Source organism: Anaerotignum faecicola, from assembly GCF_003865035.1.
In the GTDB taxonomy this organism is placed as follows: Bacteria; Bacillota; Clostridia; order Lachnospirales; family Anaerotignaceae; genus Anaerotignum_A; species Anaerotignum_A faecicola.
This window is the reverse complement of sequence record NZ_BHVZ01000014.1, coordinates 61,840-82,732: the sequence shown is the minus strand read 5'-3', so window position 1 is coordinate 82,732 and position 20,893 is coordinate 61,840. Positions and strand designations below refer to the sequence as shown.

21 protein-coding genes are annotated in these 20,893 nt (G+C 49.8%); 9 read left to right on the top strand and 12 right to left on the bottom strand.

The window, feature by feature from the left end:
- Window positions 1–6: 6 nt before the first annotated feature.
- The 9 genes from mreC (at window position 7) to EJE48_RS10360 (ending at window position 8,295) form a co-directional block, all read left to right on the top strand.
- Window positions 7–954 (top strand): rod shape-determining protein MreC, encoded by a 948-nt coding sequence (mreC, locus tag EJE48_RS10400; protein WP_118581041.1) that lies wholly within the window; start codon window positions 7–9, stop codon window positions 952–954.
- Entirely contained in the window at window positions 951–1,463 is a 513-nt protein-coding gene (gene mreD, locus EJE48_RS10395) for a rod shape-determining protein MreD (RefSeq protein WP_118581044.1), read from the top strand. The genes mreC and mreD overlap by 4 nt, the downstream gene beginning before the upstream one ends.
- A gap of 33 nt (window positions 1,464–1,496) precedes the next feature.
- Window positions 1,497–4,334 carry a penicillin-binding transpeptidase domain-containing protein gene (locus tag EJE48_RS10390; RefSeq protein WP_124984553.1) on the top strand — a complete coding sequence of 946 codons (2,838 nt, stop codon included), beginning with the start codon at window positions 1,497–1,499 and terminating at the stop codon, window positions 4,332–4,334.
- 17 nt (window positions 4,335–4,351) lie between these two features.
- Entirely contained in the window at window positions 4,352–4,984 is a 633-nt protein-coding gene (minC, locus tag EJE48_RS10385) for a septum site-determining protein MinC (RefSeq protein WP_124984552.1), read from the top strand.
- Between the two features lie 163 nt (window positions 4,985–5,147).
- Window positions 5,148–5,945 (top strand): septum site-determining protein MinD, encoded by a 798-nt coding sequence (gene minD, locus EJE48_RS10380; protein ID WP_016407083.1) that lies wholly within the window; start codon window positions 5,148–5,150, stop codon window positions 5,943–5,945.
- 27 nt (window positions 5,946–5,972) lie between these two features.
- The gene (gene minE, locus EJE48_RS10375) at window positions 5,973–6,263 is read left to right on the top strand and encodes a cell division topological specificity factor MinE (protein WP_016407082.1); all 291 of its coding nucleotides are present in this window, start codon (window positions 5,973–5,975) and stop codon (window positions 6,261–6,263) included.
- A gap of 148 nt (window positions 6,264–6,411) precedes the next feature.
- Window positions 6,412–7,560 (top strand): rod shape-determining protein RodA, encoded by a 1,149-nt coding sequence (gene rodA / locus EJE48_RS10370; protein WP_118581053.1) that lies wholly within the window; start codon window positions 6,412–6,414, stop codon window positions 7,558–7,560.
- The gene (locus tag EJE48_RS10365; protein WP_016407080.1) at window positions 7,557–7,952 is read left to right on the top strand and encodes a methylglyoxal synthase; all 396 of its coding nucleotides are present in this window, start codon (window positions 7,557–7,559) and stop codon (window positions 7,950–7,952) included. Before rodA ends, EJE48_RS10365 begins: the two co-directional genes overlap by 4 nt.
- 34 nt (window positions 7,953–7,986) lie before the next feature.
- Window positions 7,987–8,295, top strand: coding sequence for a DUF1294 domain-containing protein (locus tag EJE48_RS10360; RefSeq protein ID WP_016407079.1), 309 nt, complete (start codon window positions 7,987–7,989; stop codon window positions 8,293–8,295).
- A 41-nt stretch (window positions 8,296–8,336) separates the two neighbouring features.
- Here EJE48_RS10360 and spoIIR read toward each other — a convergent pair whose 3' ends face one another.
- The 12 genes from spoIIR to EJE48_RS10300 form a co-directional block, all read right to left on the bottom strand.
- Window positions 8,337–9,005: a stage II sporulation protein R gene (gene spoIIR / locus EJE48_RS10355; RefSeq protein WP_118581056.1), complete on the bottom strand. Its 669-nt coding sequence runs from the start codon at window positions 9,003–9,005 to the stop codon at window positions 8,337–8,339.
- A gap of 60 nt (window positions 9,006–9,065) precedes the next feature.
- Complete coding sequence (locus EJE48_RS10350) at window positions 9,066–10,133, bottom strand: Ger(x)C family spore germination protein (RefSeq protein WP_118581059.1); 1,068 nt, start codon at window positions 10,131–10,133, stop codon at window positions 9,066–9,068.
- Window positions 10,126–11,220, bottom strand: a complete 1,095-nt coding sequence (locus EJE48_RS10345) for a GerAB/ArcD/ProY family transporter (RefSeq protein WP_160117355.1) — start codon at window positions 11,218–11,220, stop codon at window positions 10,126–10,128. Before EJE48_RS10345 ends, EJE48_RS10350 begins: the two co-directional genes overlap by 8 nt.
- Entirely contained in the window at window positions 11,220–12,692 is a 1,473-nt protein-coding gene (locus EJE48_RS10340; protein ID WP_118581065.1) for a spore germination protein, read from the bottom strand. Before EJE48_RS10340 ends, EJE48_RS10345 begins: the two co-directional genes overlap by 1 nt.
- Window positions 12,693–12,804: 112 nt before the next feature.
- Window positions 12,805–14,016, bottom strand: coding sequence for a TolC family protein (locus EJE48_RS10335; RefSeq protein WP_118581068.1), 1,212 nt, complete (start codon window positions 14,014–14,016; stop codon window positions 12,805–12,807).
- Window positions 14,017–14,089: 73 nt separating this feature from the next.
- Window positions 14,090–14,920 carry a YihY/virulence factor BrkB family protein gene (locus EJE48_RS10330; protein ID WP_160117354.1) on the bottom strand — a complete coding sequence of 277 codons (831 nt, stop codon included), beginning with the start codon at window positions 14,918–14,920 and terminating at the stop codon, window positions 14,090–14,092.
- Between the two features lie 5 nt (window positions 14,921–14,925).
- Window positions 14,926–15,675, bottom strand: a complete 750-nt coding sequence (locus EJE48_RS10325) for an SDR family NAD(P)-dependent oxidoreductase (RefSeq protein WP_118581074.1) — start codon at window positions 15,673–15,675, stop codon at window positions 14,926–14,928.
- Window positions 15,676–15,836: 161 nt separating this feature from the next.
- Complete coding sequence (locus EJE48_RS10320; RefSeq protein WP_118581077.1) at window positions 15,837–17,381, bottom strand: sodium/proline symporter; 1,545 nt, start codon at window positions 17,379–17,381, stop codon at window positions 15,837–15,839.
- Window positions 17,382–17,594: 213 nt separating this feature from the next.
- Window positions 17,595–18,200: a TetR/AcrR family transcriptional regulator gene (locus EJE48_RS10315; protein WP_016407070.1), complete on the bottom strand. Its 606-nt coding sequence runs from the start codon at window positions 18,198–18,200 to the stop codon at window positions 17,595–17,597.
- 58 nt (window positions 18,201–18,258) lie between these two features.
- A complete protein-coding gene (locus EJE48_RS10310; RefSeq protein ID WP_118581080.1) occupies window positions 18,259–19,458 on the bottom strand; it encodes a Card1-like endonuclease domain-containing protein in 1,200 nt (399 codons plus the stop codon).
- A 24-nt stretch (window positions 19,459–19,482) separates the two neighbouring features.
- A complete protein-coding gene (locus EJE48_RS10305; RefSeq protein ID WP_118581083.1) occupies window positions 19,483–19,881 on the bottom strand; it encodes a GerW family sporulation protein in 399 nt (132 codons plus the stop codon).
- Window positions 19,878–20,867, bottom strand: a complete 990-nt coding sequence (locus EJE48_RS10300; RefSeq protein ID WP_118581086.1) for a hypothetical protein — start codon at window positions 20,865–20,867, stop codon at window positions 19,878–19,880. Before EJE48_RS10300 ends, EJE48_RS10305 begins: the two co-directional genes overlap by 4 nt.
- Between the last annotated feature and the right edge of the window lie 26 nt (window positions 20,868–20,893).

Below are 20,893 nucleotides of genomic sequence, written 5' to 3'. Positions count from 1 at the left end.
TTCACGTTGCAGGAGTTTTTCTTAAAACATAAAAAACGCATCATTGGTGCGGGCATCGCCATTCTGGTTCTGGTTACCGTGATTGCCAGCGGTATAAAGCTGAATGCCACTCTGCTGGAAAGCGCCATCGGTGTTGTTGTCACCCCGTTTCAGGATTTGACAACCGGCATCAGCAGTTGGATAGACGATACGGTGACATCCGCCCGCAACAAAACAAAGCTGAAGGATGAAAACGAGGAGCTGAAGCAGCAGATTGCAGAGCTGACAAATAAAAACAGAAAGCTTTCCATGTATGAAACGGAAAACGAGCGTCTGACCGCTCTGCTGAAAATTGCGCAGAAATACCCTGCCTATGACAGTGTCGGGGCACGCGTGATTGCAAAGGACCCCGGCATCTGGTATGACGGCTTTACCATCAACAAGGGCACAACAAGCAGCATCAGCGCAAACATGGTTCTGATTGCGCCGGAGGGCTTAGTTGGTAAGGTACTGGAAAGCGGCGCGACCTTCTCCAAGGCGCAGTCCATTCTGGACAGCCGTTCCTCTGTGCCTGCGATGAGCGTGCGGACGGGCGATTTGGGCGTTGTCAAGGGCAATTACAGCCTTGCGAACCACGGTCTGTGCAAAATGGAATATATCGACGGGGACGCGGAAATCATGGTAGGCGACGAAATCGTAACCTCTCAGCTTTCCGATATTTACCCGGAGGGGCTTGCCATCGGCAAGGTACTGGAAATCGAGACCGACACCAACGGGCTGACGAAATACGCTGTGATTGAGCCTTATGTAGACCTAAAGCATCTGGATACGGTTCTGGTTCTGGATAAGGGCGCAAAGCAGAGTGGCAAAAGCACAGCAAAGACAAATACACAGGCAAATCCCGACGTGGCGGAGCCGACAGACCCGACCGACCCTGACACGGCAGAGCCTGACACAACGGGGGTGGCGGAATGAGAATCATCATCACCACTCTGATTGTGGTACTGAATTTTATTTTGCAGACCACGCTCTTCCCCTACCTTGCCATCCAAGGGGTATTCCCGAATACCGCCTTGATTATTGTAACCTCCTATTCCCTGCTGCGCGGCAGTAAGGAGGGCGCACTGGTGGGCGCAGGCACAGGGTTTCTGATGGATGTGTTTTTCCACACCTACATCGGCTTTTATACCGCGCTGTATCTTTTGATTGGATTGATTTTCGGACGAAGCCAACGCAGCTTTTTCCGCGAAAATTATATTCTGCCGATTATTTTCTGCGCGATTGCCACAATTTTTTATCAGGCAGTGCTGTATGTTTCAAGCTTTGTGTTCCAAGGAGAAGGAAATATTCTCTATTTCCTCTTCCGCGTACTGCTGCCGGAGCTAGTCTATATGACGATTGTAACCGTTCCGCTGTATCGGGTGCTGTTTGGCATCAATGAATGGCTGGAGCTGAAAGAAAAGTATAAATACCGCCTTTTTTAAAGGCTGAAATCTGTTTCCCATCAGGAGGAAGCGATGAGAAGATATCTTGAGCATTTTTTAGATTTATGTAAAAACAGAATATTTGTAATGCTGTGCGGCGTGATTGTGCTTTTCGCGATTATCGTGCTGCGTCTGTTTTCCCTGCAAATTATTCACGGGGAATATTATGACGAATCCATTACGGCGAGCGTTTCCAAAACACTGCCTGTGGCGGCCTCCCGCGGGAATATTTATGACCGCTACGGCAGACCGCTTGCTGTCAATACGGTTGCATACTGCGTACAGGTGGACGGCAGTGTTACCTTAGAGTTGAACAGGGAGGAACGCAAGACGCTTGCTACAGACCTGACCGACTGGCTCTGGGCAGACGGACACCATAAGGTAGATTCCCTGCCCATCACCACATCCTCGCCCTATTCCTTTACCTTTAAAGGAACGGATGAGGAAAAGGAAAAGCAGGAAAAAAGCTGGAAGGCCTCCATTGGTCTGGAGAAAAAGCAATATAAGCTGAGCGCAACGGAATGTCTGAAATATCTGTACGAAAAATATGACGTACCCGAAGGCTACACTGCGGCGCAGAAGCGCACCTATCTTTCCCTTGCCATGAGCGATGACCGCAATCTGATGGCGCTGACCTTGGCAAGAAAGCTTTCCGAATTCGGCGAAACGATTGATGATGAGCTGCCCCTAGACACCGAGGCACCCTATGCTTTCCAATTTAACGGCAACACCAACCGTGAAAAAAGCTGGAAGCAGAGCATGCTGATGAAGGGCAAGGAATTAAACTATAATTCCAGAAAAACTCTGGATTATCTGCGGGATTTCTTCGGGCTGCCAGAGGGTCTGCCCGAACAGCTGGTGCGTGATACACTGGGGATTCGCTATTCCCTCTATCTGAAACGCTATCAGCAGTATCAGACGGTGACGATTGCAACGGATATTTCCGATAAAACCCTTGCCTACGTCGAGGAAAATCAGGATACCTTCCCCAATGTTGTCATTGATACGGTATCTCTGCGGGATTACCCCGAAGGGGAATATTTCTCTCATATCCTCGGATATATCCGCCAGATGACGGAAAGCGACTATGCCCTCTATAAGGATGAGGTGGATGCAGACGGCAATCCGCTTTACAGCCAGACAGATGTTGTCGGGCAGGACGGCATGGAAAAGCTTTACGAAAAAGAGCTGAACGGCGTGGACGGGAAGGTTATGATTGAGGTCGATAACCAAGGCAGACGTATGAGTGTAATCGATTCCACGGAGCCTGTTGCCGGAAAGGATGTTTTCCTGACACTGGACAGCAAGCTGCAAAAGGTTGCGTATGATACACTGGAAAGCGAATTGCGCACGGCAGTTCTCAGAAAGCTGACCGGCGGCGGCAAGACCTACGCCTCCAGTACGGAGCTATTCACTTCCATGATTAACATAAACCACATTTCCGCCCAGAAAATGATACAGGCGGAAGACGGCGTGCAGAAGCAGGTTTATCAGAAGCTGAAGCAGGCAAACCCGACCTTCAACCCCACGCAGGATGATGCGGTTGCGGTTGCAAAGGAATTCCTGATTGACGGTCTGGAAAAGGGCTCTATCAGCCTGAAAGAGCTCATGCTGATGATGATTGAGCAGGGAAATCTGAGCGTAACAGAGGAGGAAAAGGCCTCCATCGAAAATGGCGCATCCCCTACCGCTTTCATCATCAAAAAGCTCAGCAACGGGGAAATGTCCCCTGCGGATACGGGGCTTGACCCCTGCACCGGCTCTGTTTTCGTGACACAGGTTGGCACAGGTGAGGTGCTTGCGAGCGTCACCTACCCTTCCTATGACAACAACGAGTTGGTCAATACGTTTAATAATGCTTACTATAATGACTTATTGCAGGACGGCAACACCCCACTGGTCAACCGTCCGCTGAAGCAGAAAAAGGCATCCGGCTCCACCTTCAAGATGATTACTGCGCTGGCAGGTCTGGAAACAGGCACGATTACGCCAAGCACAACCATCGTGGATAAGGGGCTGTTCAAGGATGCAGGTGTACCCTATGCGCGCTGCTGGATTTATTCCAACACAGGCGGCACCCATGGGCCTGTGAACGTTTCTCACGCGCTGGAGGTTTCCTGTAACTATTTCTTCTATGAGCTGGGCTACCGCTTAGGCAGCACCGCAAACGGCAGCGACAGCAATAAGGCAATTACCACGCTGAATGAATACATGGCAGCGTTTGGTCTGAATGACTATACCGGCGTAGAGCTGGACGAATACGGCCCGACTATGGCATCTCCTGCCAATAAGGAAAAGGCAGTGAAAACCTTTAACCCCGATGCCACCACAAGCCAGACCCGCTGGACGGACGGTGATACCATCCGTACTGCCATCGGGCAGTCCATCAACAGCTACACACCGGCACAGATTACGAAATATGTTTCCACCCTTGCAAACGGCGGCACGCTGTATAAGCTGCACATGGTGGATCACATACAGAATGCTGACGGCACACTCCATTCCGAGGTGGAGGAAACGGTCGAAAATGTAACAAAATTCAAGGAGGAAAATCTGCAGGCTGTTTATCAGGGGATGTATCTGGTAACAAACGGTTCCCACGGTACGCTCCGTACCGCCTTCAATGACCTGCCCGTAAAGGTGGCAGCGAAGACGGGTACTGCCGAAGAGGACAAGAACCGCAGCTCCCATACCTGGTTCGTCTGCTTCGCACCCTTTGATGATCCGCAGATTGCCATTACTGTTATGATTCCCTTCGGCGAAGGCAGCGGTACACCTGCGCCTGCGGTTGCGAAGGCAATTATCCGCGAATATCTGGGGCTGGATTACACCCCCACAAACACCACAATGCAAACAGTTCTGGCAGAATAACAACAGGAGGGGAAAGTATGTATAATGAAAACTATGTGATCTTTAAGGGCACAAAGGACGGTGTCACCGTTATCTTTGACCCGGAGGTATCCTTTGAAACCCTTTGCACACAGCTGGAAAAAAAGGTGGCGGAGGCAGGCAAATTCTTCGATAACGTAAAGACCTCCCTTGCCTTCAAGGGGCGTATATTTACGGAGGAGGAGGAGGAAACCCTCTTAAAGATTATCGCAAAGCATACCACGATGGAAATTACCTTCGTGAAAACAGAAAACAACGAAATCAAGCGTCTGAGCGACCTTCTGGAGAAGGAGCTTGCTCCCTTTAATCTGGCGAAGTTCCACAAGGGCTCTCTGCGCAACGGGCAGAAGATTGAATTTGAAGGCAGCGTCATCGTGGTTGGGGATGTCAACCCCGGTGCAGAAATCAAGGCAGGCGGCAATATCATCATTTTGGGGCAGCTCAAGGGCATGGCGCACGCAGGCTGCAAGGGCATGACGGATGCCTTTGTTTCCGCCATTTATATGGCACCCGTACAGCTGCGCATTGCGGATATCATCACCCGTTTTCCCGAAGAAAACAAAAAGGGCCCCAAGCCCCCTGAATATGCCTTTGTGCAGGATGGGCAAATTTTTGTTATGGCGCTTTCCTAAGAATTGGAAACGCTGTCGAATCATGGGAAAAGTTCTCCTGTTTTGCTAAAAAAAAGGAGTGCAAAATCAGCACATTTTTGTTAATATAGTAATAGGAATCAGATATTACCGAAAAAAATGTGCAAACGCGTAAAATAAACTTCTGAGATTAGGAGGAACATCAATGAGTGAAGTAATCGTAATCACCAGCGGCAAGGGTGGTGTCGGCAAAACCACAACCAGCGCAAACCTTGGCTGCGGTCTGGCAGCATTAGGCAAAAAGGTTGCATTGGTAGATGCAGATATCGGGCTGAGAAATCTGGACGTTGTTATGGGTTTGGAAAACCGTATTGTATATGACTTGGTAGACGTTGTGGAGGGCAACTGCCGCCTGAAACAGGCTTTGATTAAGGATAAGCGCTATGATGGGCTGTTCCTGCTGCCTGCCGCACAGACAAGAGATAAGGACGCTGTTTCTCCCGAACAGATGCAGAAGCTCTGTGACGATTTAAAAGAGGAAGGCTTTGATTTTATCGTACTGGACTGCCCCGCAGGGATTGAACAGGGCTTCAAAAACGCCATCGCCGGCGCAGACAGAGCCATTGTTGTCACAACCCCTGAGGTTTCCGCTGTGCGCGATGCTGACCGTATCATCGGGCTTCTGGAGGCAAATGAGCTGAGAAACCCTACCCTTATTCTGAACAGACTGCGCATCGATCTGGTGCAGCGCGGCGAAATGATGAATATTGAGGACGTAGAGGAAATTCTTGCGATTGATATTCTGGGTGTCGTTCCCGATGATGAAAGCATTGTTATCGCAACCAACAAGGGTGAGCCTGCCGTTATGAACGAAAATTCCAAGGCAGGACAGGCTTACAGAAATATCGTTCAGCGCCTTCTGGGCAATGATGTGCCCCTGATGAGCTTTGAACCCGAACCCGAAACCTTTATGGACAAGCTGAAAAAGCTCTTCCGTAAATAAGCCTGTGCGAAGAAAGGAAGTGTAACGATGGATTTCTTTAGCTTTTTCCGCAAAAAACAGACACCGCCCTCCGGCAGTGTTGCGAAGGATAGATTAAAGCTGGTTCTGGTGCATGACAGGGTGAACTGCTCCTCTCAGGTACTGGAAATGCTGAAAACGGATATCATCAAGGTCATTTCCAATTACATGGAGATTGATACCGATGAGCTGGATATCCAGATTACGCAGACGCAGTCCGAGGATAACAACGGCACCGTTCCTGTGCTGTATGCGAATATCCCCATCAAGAGCATGCGTAAGATGAATCACGAGGATTAAAGCCCTATTAAAAAGACCAACACAAAAGACCTTCAAATGCAGGGAAACCTTTGAAGGTCTTTTCGGGTTTTCTCTATCACACCAAGCCCTTCGCCGGTATGATAGACAAAATCCGAAAAATCATAAAAAATACCAGGAGTTTTTATATATGGACATCAAAAAATATCTTCAAAATCTGGATTGGTGGCTTGTGGGGGCGGTTTGCCTGCTTTCCCTGTTCGGCTTAATCTGCATTGCGAGCGCAACGCGTATCAATCTGGGGGAAAGCCCTGCCAATGTCATCAAGCAAGGCGTATTCTTCCTCATCGGCATTGCGCTGATGGTGATTGCAGCCAATGCGGATTATGAATACATCTCACAATTTACCATTCCGCTTTATATCGTGAATATTTTGCTTCTGGTGACGGTTCTTCTGGTCGGCTCCGAGAGTAAAGGCGCGACCCGTTGGATTGCCCTTGGGCCTCTGACCATTCAGCCCTCGGAATTCGCCAAAGTGATTATGATATTCTGCTTAGCGAAGGTCATAACCGAGCGGCAGAAGCAAATCAGCGACCTGAAAACCATCGGGTTTCTCTGTATTTATACAGGGATTCCGTTGCTTCTGATTCAGAAGCAGCCTGCGCTTTCTGCCAGCCTGGTTCTGGTTGCCATCTTCTGTATTGAAATCTTCATTGCAGGTCTGGATTGGCGCATCATCCGCAATGTCTTAGTGGTTACGGTGCCGATTGTCGCATTGATTCTCTTTGACGTAAGCAGAGAGCACCCTCTCTTTACAGATAAAATTCTTGCGGAGCATCAGTTCAACCGTATCCTTTCCTTTGTGGACCCCAGCCGCGATGCCAGCCTGTATTATCAGACAGAAAAATCCATTTCCGCCATCGGCTCGGGGAAATTTCTGGGCAAGGGTCTGTTCCATGGCACACTGAACCAGTTAAGCTATCTGCCGGAGCCACATAATGATTTCATTTTCTCCGTAATCGGGGAAGAATTTGGATTTCTTGGATGTATATTTGTCCTCGCCATATTGCTTTTTATCGTTTTTCGGTGTATAGTAATAGCAATATCGGCCAGGGATACCTTCAGCCAGCTGGTTGCTGCGGGCATCGCCGGCATGTTTGCGTTCCAAACCTTCGTAAATATGGGCGTTGCGACAGGCATCCTGCCGAATACCGGCATGTCATTACCCTTTATCAGCTACGGCGGCAGCTCCATGTGGACAAACATGGTCGCCCTTGGGCTGATGCTGAACATAAGAAAAAAAGAAACAAAATCGCTATTTGAGGGAGGTTTGTTATGAATATTGGTCTGATTGCACATGATAATAAGAAAAAACTGATGGAAAACCTTTGCATCGCTTACAGACATATTCTGTGTAAGCATGATATCTACGCCACAGGCACAACCGGTCGTCTGGTGGAGGAGGCTGCCAATCTGGTGGTGCATAAATATCTTTCCGCGCACCTGGGCGGCGAACAGCAGATGGGCGCACAGATTATCAATAATGATATTGACCTGATGATTTTCCTGCGAGATCCCGTTTCTCCGCATGCGTATGAATCCGAGGTAAATTCCATTCTGCACCTGTGCGATATGCACAATATTCCTCTGGCAACCAACCTTGCAACGGCAGAGGTTCTTCTGCTTGCACTGGACAGAGGCGACTTGGACTGGAGAAACGTAATGCGCTGACCCCTGTTTGAAAAGATGAGAAAGGAATGCGAAAATGGAGCTTTACTTTAACGGCAGAAACCTATTGATTATCGTCGGGTATTACCTGATTATCAACCTGATTCTGTATTTTACAATGGTAATTGATAAAAAAAGAGCCATAAAGGATGGGTGGCGGATTCCCGAAAAGAATCTTTTCCTTCTGGCTGTTCTGGGCGGCGGTATCGGCGGTCTGATTGCGATGGTCTTCAAGCGCCATAAAAACAAGCATATTGATTTCATTCTGACCTTTACCGTTACAGCAATTCTGCACATGGTTGTGGCATTCTTGCTGATTGGGAAATTTGCATTTGTTACAAAATAAAAAATGAAGGATAAATCCGTATTGGATTTATCCTTTTTATTTTATCGTTCGCTCCACAATTCCACAAGTCTGCATTTGATTTTCGGCGTAACCTTCTTCTGCTCCATGGCAGAAACCACGAGAAATTCCTCCTTCGTCAGCGTATTCTGAAGCCGCACATGGCTTTCCTCTGTGGAATAGCCCCACGCCGCATCCACATAGCACATCTGCGGATAGAGCACGCACCACCAATTCTTCCCCTTGGCTTCGCCAATCTCAATTCGCAGGGCATCATACACCCCTGCCGGAAAAATCAAATCTCCATATTTCTTAAAGGGAAATTCCTCCCGTACCAGAGACACGCGGACGGGATAAGCATACCCCTGCGCCAGCACCTCCGCCTCCGCCGTTTCCGAAATTTCCTGCTGTGCGTTTTTGAGTGCCGCAAGCGTTTCCTCCTTTGAGGTACAGGTTTCCAGTAAATCGCCATATTCCTGCAAAACCCTATCGCGCACTGCAAGCTTGAGGGTCTGGTCTGCCTCGCTGTCGCTATTTGCCAGCACATGAAAGCGCACCACCTTGCCGCCAATCCCCTTCTGAATCATATCCGCATAGCCCTCTGTCCAATGGGCGGCGAACAGCAGACTCAGCAGTACCCCAAGCACCACCGCCGCAAGCCAATACCATTTTTCCTTTTGCCAAAGCTCCTTGAGCGTCTGTTTCCAAGCCATCCCGTTCTCCCCTTTTCTGATTTGTTCAGATACAGGATTTCCAAGTTTTTCAAATTTTAATCAACGCTTGCGCCCCATATCTGTAATCTGCACCTTTGGGACAACACAAAACGCCATCCGCTCCCAAAGCTGCTCTCGTGTGCAGGCTTTTGCTAGCTGCGGCAGGGCGCGCTCTGCCCTCGGCAAAATACCGAGGAAATCCACCCCTTCGGACAACGCTGTTTTTATCGTATGCTCGACTTCCTCTTTTATGCTTGCGGAAAAAATACTCTCCAACTCCGTTTTCTGCTCTGCGGAAAGCAATTCGCCCCTGCCGCCTTGCAGGGTTCCCTCTACAGGAAGCGTCACGGTGCAGAGAACAGTGTCCCCTGCCGCCTGAAAATCGTAGTCCGCCTTTGTTTTTGTAACCGCCAAAGGCAAAACCGCCGCTTTATACCTTCCTTCCAGAACCGCCCCCTCGGCATCTCCCAACAGGAAAAGATAACCGCGTTCCTCTTCCTCATTCAGAATAGAAGCACCCCTTGCGGACACCGCCATACCGCCGCCAAGCCGCAGCCTTTCCCCCTCTGCGCGAATCCGCGGAAGCACGCCACTGCCGCCCCGCTCCGTGCGCTCCGTCAGAAAGGTATCCAAATCAATCCCCTTCGTGACCGCCACCTCCTCGGCGGTATTTTTATAAAAATCCCAGAGGAACAGCCCTGTCTTGCTGTCCTCCTTCATGGCCTTTTCTACGCAAGCCGCCGCGGAATCCGCCGCCAGAAGCATCACCTTCTCCGAAACCGCCTGACTGCGCTCCAGCTCCCCCAGAAGGGCATCCAGTCTTGCGCTGTCCTGCAAAAGACCTTCCCCCAAGATAACGGTTTTCAGCTGCCCCAAATCCGTCTTACGAGAGGTGTAGGTATCCACCTGCGCGACCGCCCCCGAAAGGGTTTCACTCTCCGCGGCATAAGTTTCTGCCTCGCCCGTTTCGATATTCGCAGGCGCAAAGGTGAAGTGACAGCCGTTTTCTGCCGCCGTGTCTACCCCAAGGGTGATAATAAATGCCCTATCCTCCGGGTCCTTTTTATCCCAGCAACCGGTCAGAAAAAAGGGGACTGCCAACGCCAGCAAAACAAATTTTTTATACATCCTTTTTCTCTCCCTTCCTGCCAAGCAAGAGCAATAAAACCGGCAGTCCCACCAGATACGCCAGATTCAGCCAAGGCGAAACGGCAAGCCGCAGACGCTGTGCCTCCATAAGGCTTTCGGGCAGAAATGACAACGCGAACAAAGCCGCAAGCACCACCCAGAGCCAAAGCTTTCGCTTTTTTTCCGCCTGTCTGCATAGCTGCGTCCCCAGAAGGGAGCCGAAAAACACCACACCCGAAAGAAACAGCACCGCCGATGCCATCCAGAACCAAAGCAGAAGCAAATCCTGTCTGGTCAGAAAAACGCCCGTAAAGCTGACACGCTCCAACATCTGCAATGTCGGCAAAAGCTTTGCGGCAAGCATCCCCTCGCCGTAATTCGCCAGACAGAGAAGCACGATGACCGTCACCACTGCCGTTATCAAAAGACAGCCTTTCCAGACTGCGAAGCCGACAGGCTTTTTCAAATCCGGATAGATAAAATAAAGAAAAACGAGCCCCCTAAATACAATGCTCATCTCTGCAAGCCCTGCCCCGATGCCCGAAGGAGAAGGCAAGGCAAGCGGCAGAACACGCGCATACCGCGTAGAAGCCGCCACCGCCAGAAGCACCAGAAGCAAGGGAATTGCTACCAGAAAAAAGAGGATTTCCGCCGTTCTGCCCCGACATTCCGTTCCCTGCGCCGCAAGCGCACCTGCGACCAGAAGCAGCACCAGGGAAAGCACCCAGACAGGCGTTGCAGGGAGCATAAAACGGCAGATGATTTCGCTGAAAATCCGCAGCTCAAGCATCCCGTCAAGCAAAAGCTTTCCTGCCAAGCCAAGCAAAAGGATTGTCCCGATACCATTGCCGCAGACGCTCCGGCACCAATCGACCACCGTGCCATTGGGCATGCGCCTTCCTACTGCCGTCAGCAGAAGGGAAGCAGCCGACACCCCCAAGCCGCCAAGCAAAGCCGCAAAAAAGCACCCTCTGCCGCTTATCTCGGCCAACTCCGCCGGAAGAAAAAGGACAGCAGTGCCAAAGCAATCCAGTAATAACAGCATTTGCAGCTGTCTGATAGAAATTTTCCGATTCTCCGCAAACATCATTCCTCCTCCTTCCGCCGCCGTACATCGGGACGTGTAAAAATCGGTCTGCGCTTCATTTCGGAAAGCGGCAGACGAAAAATGCTGTCCTCCCAATCCATGTCATCATTGACGGAGGAGGAACAGAAGGGATACAGATACGGGATGCCATAGGAGGTGAGACTTGCCAGATGCGCCAGAAGCAGCAGCAACGCCGCCCAGACCCCGAACAGTCCGAATACAGCCGCGAAGAAAATTACAACATATTTACTGATGCGCAGACCCGAAACAATCGAAACATTCGGAATCACAAAGGAGCAGATGCCCGTCAGCGCGGAAACAATTACAACCGTCGGACTGACAATCCCTGCATCCACTGCCGCCGAACCGATGATAATACCGCCGACAATGCCAATGGTAGAGCTGACGGGGGATGGCAGGCGAATTCCGCCCTCACGCAGAAGCTCAAAGGCGATTTCCATAATCAGCACCTCACCAATGACAGAAAACGGAATGGTTTCTCTCGTTGCCGCAACCTTAAGGGCAAGCGCGGTTGGCAAAAGCTCCGGATGATAGACCGCAAACGCAATATACAGCCCCGGAAGCGTAACCGTCAGAAACGCCGCCACAAAGCGAATCAGCCGAATAAAGCTCATAATCTCCCAGCGGTCATAATAATCCTCTGCCGCCTGAAAGAAGGTATTCAGTGTTGCCGGCAGAAGGATGGCATAGGGTGTATTATCGGGCAGAAGTGCCACGCGCCCCTCCAGAAGGGCGGAGGAGGTCTTATCGGGGCGCTCCGTCATCTGCAGCTGAGGAAAGGGCGAATACTGCCGCTTCTCCAACAGCTGCTCCGCATAGCCGCTGTCCGGCAGATGGTCTAAATCCAGACAATCCACCTGCCTTTCTATCTTTTGCAGCAGCTCAGGACGCACCAAATCCTCCATATACAGCAGTGCCACATCCGTTTTGCTCCGTCTGCCCACCTTCTTCCGCTTCACCTTCAGCCGTGTATCCCGAATTCGCCTTCTCGTCAGCACCACATTTACAGACATCAGCTCCGTAAAGGCATCCTTCGGCCCCTGCACAACCACCTCGGTTTCCGCCTGATTCACGCCCCGCGTGGGGAAATGCTTCGTTGAAGCCTGCAAGGCGAAATCATCCCCATCCATCAGAAGCACCGTATCCCCCAGAAGAACGGCATCAAAAACCTCCTCCATCGTGGTGATTTTTGTCAACTCCCCGATGGCAATGACCTCCTCCATCAAGCTCTGCAGCAGTCCCTCCGTTCCCTGCATTTCACAGCGCGCCATCACATTTGTCATGATAAAATTCTGAATGGCATCCCCATTCACGATATTATCCGTATATGCAAGAAAAAGCGTCCCCTCGCCGCCACGGATGCGAAACTCACGCATAATGATATCACCGCAGTCGCGAAAGGCTTCCTGCATCACCTGTTTATTTTTCTGCAACTCCTTCTTTATCTGCATCCCTTTTCACCGCCCAACCATTTTTCCTAGTTTGTGAAGGAAAAGGAAATCTATGCAAAAAAAGAAGCCCCGAACAGTTCTGTTCAAGACTTCTTTGAATTTTATTTCTATTTTACTGCGCCTGTGCAGTGTTGCCCAGAAGACTGGGGTTTTCAAAGGTAAATACCAGCATATCGTAATTATAAATCAACTGATTCAGGCTGTTCTGTGCGGAAACAACGCCCATTTCTGCCTGCTCTACAGCTGTTTTTGTCACATTGCCTGCCCGCAGGTTAATCTGCGCCGCACGGTAATCTGCCTGTGCCTTTGTCAGAGAGGACTGTGCAGAGGTAATCTGTGTTTCCATCTGCTGCAGCTGCAGATACGCATTGCGGATTGCCATTTCCTTATCGGTTTTTGCCGTTTTCAGATTACGCTTTGCGGTGTCATAATTATATTCCTGTGTATTGGAATCCAGACGCGTATTCGATTCACCAACATAGTTTTTCGTAAACTTCGCAGAATCCAATGCAAGCTCCTTCAGCTGAATGGTCAGATCCTTTTTCAGTGCCGCGTTGAGATACTGCTCCATCGGCAGACTCAGCTTATAAGGCGTATAGGTAACGTCATAGACATATTCAAAACGGGCATCTGCCTTTTCACCCATCAGATCATTCAGCTTGATGTAAAGCTGCTCCATGCTTGCCTCCAGCAGTGCCACATTATCCTGCGCCTGCTTTGCCGCAATCTCCAGCTGATTCAGGTTATACTTGCTCAGAAGGCCCAGACGGTTCTTTTCCTGCCCCTGTTCATACAGCTTTTTCTGGATTTCAGCGTTTTTCTTCGTCAGAGACAAGGTATCCTCATTACTCTTGATGGAGGTAAAATAGGATTTTACGGAAACCTCCAGACCAAGGTTTTGCAGATCCTCGCCGATTCTTGCCTGCTTTTTGCCCTGCTCTGCCTGATAAACAGCAGAAACAACCTTCTGCCAGCCGTCATTCACCCATTTTTTATATTCCACATTTGGCACAGTAACCGTGCCGCCTGCGCTTCTGTCGATGTCATCCAGCGTATCATCCAGATAATCCAAGGTATCCTGAATTTCTCTCAGGTCGGGGCTATGCTTTTTCGCCTTCGCCAATGCTTCCTCTGCGGTCAGCTTCGGCAGCTGCAATGCCGCCTTCTCCTCCTCTGTCAGCTCCTTCACAGGTGTCACCTGCACGCCCTGCTGCGCCGCGGAAAGAGCCTCAGCCGCAAACACAGGCACACACTGCGCCCCGCAGATGCTCACCGCAAGGGTCAGCGCCAGTGCGCCTTTTGCCTTATATAACATATTTTTCATTGCTCAACCTCCATTTTTCGTTTTAAACTAAAACTAATTATACCATATAATCTGAAAAAATCCAGTAAAATCCTCAGATTTCGGAAGAAAGTTTTTCATGAGCGGCGGTTTCGCGCAACGCCTGATTAAACACTGCCCCCAGAAGCAGTGCCGTCAGCGAAAGATTCAGCCAGATGAGGAAGGCGATAATTGCCCCGATAGAGCCGTAAATCACGGAATAGTTCCCCATGTGGTCTACATAATACGAGAAAAATACGGAATACAGCATCCAGAAGGATGTAGAAAGCAGCGCCCCGGGGAAGATATATCGCCACTTCGGCGGCTGACTCGGCGAAAGATAATACACTGCCGAGGTCAACAGAATCAGCGCAAAGCCCATGGAAAGGAAACGCGCCTTTGTCCAGAAGGAGATAAATTCCACCGTAATCGGCAGAAACTGCGCCACATAGTTCAAAACAGAGTCCCCGATAATCATCAGAAACAGCATTGCAGGAATCAGAAACAGAATGAATATTGCCAGCAGCAGCACCCGCAGCGTATGATGCGTCGGCTTTTCGCCGCCATAGATATCCGAAACCTCCTCTGTCATATTTCTTACCGCCCGAAACGGAAACCACAGCGCAAACACCACACCAAAGGTGAAAATTGCCCCATTGGATGCCTCCGTCATGTGGGTAATCGTCCGGTTCAGCAGCGTGATTACATCCGCAGGCAGAAACGCCGCCGCCTCGCCCTCAAGCGAAATCATCGGCAGATGCAGCAACCCCAAAATGGAAATCAGCGCAACCAGAAAGGGGAAAATCGCAAACAGGAGATAATACGTCAGTGAAGCTGCTCGCTTGCCGACATCCTTCGTGATATAACCGCGGACGGTATTTTTCAAAACTCGCCTTACTCTTTGCATACGGTTCAACCCTTCCTTGCCTGTGCCCGATAGGCAATTTTCAGCATCCATGACTCAGGTAAAAGCTTTTCTCCGACATAGGTCATTTTCATCAATGCCCCAGGCAGGACAACCACCTTGCCGCGGAGCATCCCCTCTATCCCTGCCTGCGCGACTCTTTTCGCGGAAACGCCGCCAATGGAACGGCGTACCTTTGCGCGCGCATCAAAATTCGTCTCCACATGTCCGGGGCAGAGAGCCGTCACTGTCACCCGACTTCCCTCCTGCCGCAGCTCCTCGGAAATGGCCTCGCTCAGCCGCAGCACATAGCCCTTTGTCGCATAATAGCCGGACATCAGCGGCCCTGCCAGAAAGCCCGCAGAGGATGCCACATTGAGGATACGCCCACTGCCACGCTTACGGAAATCTGCCAGAAACAGCTTTGTCAGAATCTGCACCGCGCGCACGTTCAAATCCAGCATATTCAGCTCCGTTTCCAGCGGAACATCCCATGTTGCGCCATACGCCCCGAAGCCTGCGTTATTGATGAGGATATCAATTTCTTCCGCCTTTACCGCGTCATACAGCCGATAGCAGTCCTCTGCTTTGGATAAATCCACGGCTATCGTCCGCACTGCCACAGGCAGCCGCTTGGCAAGGCTTTTCATCTTTTTTTCGTCCCTGCTGGCAATGATTAAATCCACGCCCCGTACAGCCAATATTTTCGCCATTTCACGCCCGATGCCGCTCGTTGCGCCCGTAATCAATGCTTTCACAACAGTTCCTCCCTTTGTCATTTTCTTTATCTGTATCCATTATACAGATACCTTCTCTCTTTTTCAATTTTTTAAAGAAGAACAAGCAGAGAAATTTTTTCTGCAAACAAAAAATCCCTGTGCCGCATTCATTCAGCAGAGGGATTTTCAATGCTTATTTTTTATTTTTCGTTTTTCAGTTCCTTTGTCACTGCGTCATATTCTTCCAGAACAGCCTGTTCGGGTGCCTGTGTTGCAAGGCTGACAATAATGATTGCCGCCAGAGCCAGCAGGAATGCGGGCAGCAGCTCATAAATGCCCCAGATACCGCCCATGGGACGAATCAGATATTTCCATACGAATACCATCACACCGCCGACAATCATGCCTGCCAGTGCGCCCTGCTTATTGGAGCGTCTCCAGAACAGCGCTGTCAGCACAACGGGGCCGAATGCCGCACCGAAGCCTGCCCATGCGAAGGATACGATACCGAAAACGGAGCTGTTGGGGTCTCTCGCAATGAAGGCTGCAATCACGGAAATTACCAGAACGGAAACTCTTGCCGCCTGCATTGCCGCCTTTTCGGAAATATTCACACGGAAGAAGCCGCCCAAAAGGTTATGGGAAATACTGGAGGATGCCGCCAGAAGCTGAGAATCCGCCGTGGACATGGTTGCCGCCAGAATACCGGAAAGCACAATACCTGCAACGATTGCCGCAAGGCAGCCATGCTTGCTCAGCAGGTCGGAAATGCATACGATAATCGTTTCGGATGCACTGCCCTCCAGAAGGGGAACCGCGCCAACCTTTGTCATCGCATTCCCGATGATACCAATCAGAATGGCAACACCCATCGCAATGACAACCCAGATAACCGCAATTCTTCTGGATAATTTCAGCTTATTATGATCCTCAATCGCCATGAAGCGCAGCAGAATATGGGGCATACCGAAATAGCCCAATGCCCACGCCAATGTGGAGCAGATGGTCAGGAAGCCGTAGGGAGATGCGGTCTTGCTGACGGGATCGTGTGTCATGGTCAGGCTCAGATAGCCTGTCATGCTTCTTGCGTTATCCATTACGGCATCAAAGCCGCCTGCAATATGAATCCCGAAGAATACGATAATCAGCAGCGCAATACTCATCACAATCCCCTGAATCAGGTCTGTGGTGCTTGCTGCAAGGAAGCCGCCCATCGCGGTATACAGCACAATAACAATCGCACTGATGACCATGGCAGGAATATAATTCACACCAAACAGGGTGCTGAACAGCTTGCCGCATGCAGCGAAGCCGCTTGCTGTATAGGGGATGAAGAAAATAATGATAACCACAGCCGCAATGCACATCAGAATATTCTTCTCATCATGATATCGACGGGAGAAGAAATCCGGAATTGTAATGGCATCCAGTCTGTGTGTATAAATACGGATTTTCTTTGCGACAACCAACCAGTTCAGATATGTACCGATGGCAAGCCCGATTGCCGTCCAGCCAACATCCGCCACACCGCTTAAATATGCCAGACCGGGCAGCCCCATCAATAAGTAGCTGCTCATATCCGATGCCTCTGCGGACATTGCCGTAACAAATGGGCCAAGCTTTCTGCCGCCCAGATAGAAATCGCCTACATTTTCATTTTTCTTGGAACAATAAATCCCAATGATAATCATGCCGCCCAGATAGACCAGAATTGTGAGCATGATTAAAACCTTTGCTGAAATCATGTTACTTTACCCTTCCTTCGTTTCTTGTTTTTTCTGTTTCGTCTTGCTTTTGCGGCTATTCTATCATACTTTTTACCAGAACAAAATACAGAACAAAGTCCGAACAAAAAACAGAACGACAAAACAAAGAATAGCCAGAAAGACTGCAATTTCAATCTTTTCTGACTATACGATTTCCAGAACTTATTTCTATCCGAAAAAAAATCTTTTTTATTATTCGCCGTTTTTCGCTTTTTTCACACGAAAACTGTTCAAAAAAACAGGCATCATGCTTTTTGCGTATTGGCAAAGGGAATAATCCCCGTTGCTGATGCACCAGTCATAAATCAGCGCACGCTCACAGAGCGCATACGCCTTTACAATTTCGTTCACGGAAACATCCTCTCTGAGCTCGCCCTTCTTCTGTCCCTCCGTCACAATCTGCCGCAGCAGCTTGTAATAGATTCTGTTATGGTCGAGCAGGTGCTTTTCTCCCGTGGTAATCAGCTGAGAGGCATAAAGCCTTGCCGTCAAATCAAGGGAAATGCTGTCATCAATCATCAGAAACATCTCCCGATTCAGATACATCAACTGCTCAAAGCTGTCCATTTCGGGGTCAAGCGTCGGAATCAGCTCCTGATATTTATCATCAAATAAATCGGAAAGGGAGCTTAAAAGGGCATCCTTGCCGCTGAAATAATGATAGAAGGAGCCCTTGGAGGTTCCAGACTCCTCTACGATTTCCTCCACCGTTGTATCATCATAGCCGTTTTCATAGAATAGCTTCCATGCCGCCGAAACGATACGGCTCTTGGTGTTTCTGGTATTCTTTTTTGCCAAGGCATCCGCCTCCTTTTATATCAAAGCCGAAACCCTGTTTCGACCCGGGGCTTCCCCCTTATACCTTCTTCCATTTCAGACTGATAAGATCATGCTCACGAATCGTCCGCACCAGCCGCTCCCGAAAATCCACCGCCAGAATATCCCTTTCATCGAGCATTTCCAGCCCAAGCATCTTACATCGCTGATACGTCCCCGTGCCCTCCTGCTTTTCTCTGCTGAAGGTTACAATAATCCCCTTGGAGAACCAGCCGCCCAACCGCTTTTTCGCAATCAGCAGCTCATTCAGTGCCGCAGTATCCGCATCCTTGAGCTTGCAGGAAATGAAAACAGGCAGGGAATCCTCCATCAGCATAACGTCAATTTCGTTTCCGCCGATTTTCAGCCCGTCATACACATTCCAGTCAATCATCGTTCCAAGCTTTACATCCTCAAACGCACCGCTGCTTGCCGCCGCCACATAGACATATAATTCCAGCCATACGCCGTAGTTGATGCAGTATTGCTTATCCTGCAAGGAGTTGAACCGTATCCAAATCCCATTCTTATCCAGACTCAGCTTCTTGAAAAAGCCGTTTTTCTCAAATTCCAGAAGAATTTCATCCTTCGGGGAAACAGGCTTTCCGCTTTTGGTATGGATATTTCTGCGGCTTTCCATCTGCAAATCATGCGAAAAGCCTCTCGCCGCTACCGTCTGCAGCCAGCTGCAGGTTACCTTCCAATCCCGCAGATGACGGAACAAAAACCGTGCCATATTGTTGATGGCATCATAGCGTTCCGGTTTCGGCGGCTGATGGGATTCCCCCATAAAGCACGCGCCCTTGGCATCAATGAAGTTCTCCAGCGTCAGCGTTGCAATATCCGTCAGCTTTTCATCCGTTTCAATATCCGTAATGCAGCCCTTCACCAAATCCGTATGTACCATGCGAATTCCCATTTCAAGCCCTGCCTGATATGCGCCAATCATCATCAGCTCACTGCCGCCCGTCAGCTCCAGCGTGCAGTTTGCCGCCTCGTACCGCTCTGCCACACGGCAGACCGCCGCACGCAGGGTTTTCACAGAGCTGATGTCTACAGGGATATCCTCCACAACGATATTGGGCATGTTTTTCTGAAAGCAGGTCACCAGAGAACGAAACGCATCCCTATCGTCCATTCCCTTATCATAGAGATACACCACCCTATCGGGCCGCAGGGTCAGCGGTGCAACGATATTTTTCAGCGTATCCTTATCATATAATTCAATCAAAACCTTCATACAGGACTCTCTCCTTTCGGCAATTTATTCCTCTATAATGGTTTCCTCCTCAAATTTCACTTCCTCCTGTGCCCTGTCTTTTTTGTTTCTGCCACTGAACACAGCACCGAAATTCAGCTTATTGACCACTCCGGGTGCCATATCTATCAGCTTGGAAAGCGCATCCTGATTCTTCACATTGATAAGCTGCACTCCGTCGGGGCGAATCATCAGAATGGCGGAGGGGGTAATTCTTGCTCCCATGCCGCCTGCCGCATTGGCACTTTCCTTTGCGCCGACTCCTGCGCCCACTGCCACATCAATCAGGGGCAAAAGCGTCATATCGCCAACTACAATAGCATCCCCCACAACCGTTTTTGTAGATACCAGATCATCTACTTTATGAAATAATACATCTACCGCCTCATTAAAATCCTTGCTCATGCTGTTTCTCCTTTCGCATCCGCCTTTTTCCCTCTGAAATATCTGATTTCCTTTCGGATTGCCCTTCTGACGGGCTTTGTCAGCCCAAAGGCAAGCACTGCCCAAAGCAGCCTGCCGAGTACAATTTTTCCTTTTACCCGTATTTCAATATCCTCCACGGTTGCTTTCGTGAAGTCTCCTTTTATCTGTATGTCATTACCGAATTTCGCAACCAAAATCCCTGCCAGACCGAGCAGATAGCCTGTTGTCGGCGGGTCTCCCGTCCCGATGGTTGCCTTGAGGAAGAAATTCCCCGGCAAAATTCCCTTCAACAGCCGCTTCAACAGCTTCCCAAATGCCTTGAAAATCTGCTTTTTATCCTCAATGCTCCAAAGCTCCTTTAGAATCGGGGGAATTTTCTCCTTCTTCTCCGGTTCCTCTGCTTTTTCCTGCTCCTCTCCCGTAAAGAAGGCATCGTCCTCGATTTCCTCCGGCTCAGGCGGCTTCTCCGCAATCTCCGAAAGCTTTACACGCCGCATGGTTTTCGGCTGCTTTTCCGCCATTCTCTGCGGCTTCGCCTGATTTTTCGGCTCCGACTGCTTCGGTGCCTGCTTTGGCTGCTTCGGTTCTTGCTTTAGTGCCTGTTTTGGTTTCTCCTTTTCCGGCTCCCTTTCCGCCGCATGTATTTCTATCGGCTCCGGCTCTTTCCTTTTCTTCTTCTTTTTCTTCTTTTTGGGCTTCTCCTCGCCGCCGACAGGTGTAAACCAAAGCACCCTCAGCTTGAGCCGGCTGCCCCCCTCAGGTGTATAGCCGCCATCGGCACGGATTGCCCCAAAAAGCCATGACACACCAAAAGAACCGCTGACCGCCGCCCTTTTCTCTCCCTCCAGATGATACCTGATGGGCGAAAGCAGCACCACAAGCACCATAAGCAGAAGGAGAAGCAGCAGCACCAGCAGCAAAATGCCGATTCCCTTTAAAATTCCGAATAAAATCAACTTTATCATAGCAATCCTTTTTATTTCAGCCTTCT

What these genes read in the sequence shown, in the direction of transcription:
- mreD (WP_118581044.1), top strand. Translation starts at nt 951, where the DNA reads ATGAGAATCATCATCACCACTCTGATTGTGGTACTGAATTTTATTTTG.
- EJE48_RS10390 (WP_124984553.1), top strand. Translation starts at nt 1,497, where the DNA reads ATGAGAAGATATCTTGAGCATTTTTTAGATTTATGTAAAAACAGAATA.
- minC (WP_124984552.1), top strand. Translation starts at nt 4,352, where the DNA reads ATGTATAATGAAAACTATGTGATCTTTAAGGGCACAAAGGACGGTGTC.
- minD (WP_016407083.1), top strand. Translation starts at nt 5,148, where the DNA reads ATGAGTGAAGTAATCGTAATCACCAGCGGCAAGGGTGGTGTCGGCAAA.
- minE (WP_016407082.1), top strand. Translation starts at nt 5,973, where the DNA reads ATGGATTTCTTTAGCTTTTTCCGCAAAAAACAGACACCGCCCTCCGGC.
- rodA (WP_118581053.1), top strand. Translation starts at nt 6,412, where the DNA reads ATGGACATCAAAAAATATCTTCAAAATCTGGATTGGTGGCTTGTGGGG.
- EJE48_RS10365 (WP_016407080.1), top strand. Translation starts at nt 7,557, where the DNA reads ATGAATATTGGTCTGATTGCACATGATAATAAGAAAAAACTGATGGAA.
- EJE48_RS10360 (WP_016407079.1), top strand. Translation starts at nt 7,987, where the DNA reads ATGGAGCTTTACTTTAACGGCAGAAACCTATTGATTATCGTCGGGTAT.
- spoIIR (WP_118581056.1), bottom strand. Translation starts at nt 9,005, where the DNA reads ATGGCTTGGAAACAGACGCTCAAGGAGCTTTGGCAAAAGGAAAAATGG.
- EJE48_RS10350 (WP_118581059.1), bottom strand. Translation starts at nt 10,133, where the DNA reads ATGTATAAAAAATTTGTTTTGCTGGCGTTGGCAGTCCCCTTTTTTCTG.
- EJE48_RS10345 (WP_160117355.1), bottom strand. Translation starts at nt 11,220, where the DNA reads ATGTTTGCGGAGAATCGGAAAATTTCTATCAGACAGCTGCAAATGCTG.
- EJE48_RS10340 (WP_118581065.1), bottom strand. Translation starts at nt 12,692, where the DNA reads ATGCAGATAAAGAAGGAGTTGCAGAAAAATAAACAGGTGATGCAGGAA.
- EJE48_RS10335 (WP_118581068.1), bottom strand. Translation starts at nt 14,016, where the DNA reads ATGAAAAATATGTTATATAAGGCAAAAGGCGCACTGGCGCTGACCCTT.
- EJE48_RS10330 (WP_160117354.1), bottom strand. Translation starts at nt 14,920, where the DNA reads ATGCAAAGAGTAAGGCGAGTTTTGAAAAATACCGTCCGCGGTTATATC.
- EJE48_RS10320 (WP_118581077.1), bottom strand. Translation starts at nt 17,381, where the DNA reads ATGATTTCAGCAAAGGTTTTAATCATGCTCACAATTCTGGTCTATCTG.
- EJE48_RS10310 (WP_118581080.1), bottom strand. Translation starts at nt 19,458, where the DNA reads ATGAAGGTTTTGATTGAATTATATGATAAGGATACGCTGAAAAATATC.
- EJE48_RS10305 (WP_118581083.1), bottom strand. Translation starts at nt 19,881, where the DNA reads ATGAGCAAGGATTTTAATGAGGCGGTAGATGTATTATTTCATAAAGTA.
- EJE48_RS10300 (WP_118581086.1), bottom strand. Translation starts at nt 20,867, where the DNA reads ATGATAAAGTTGATTTTATTCGGAATTTTAAAGGGAATCGGCATTTTG.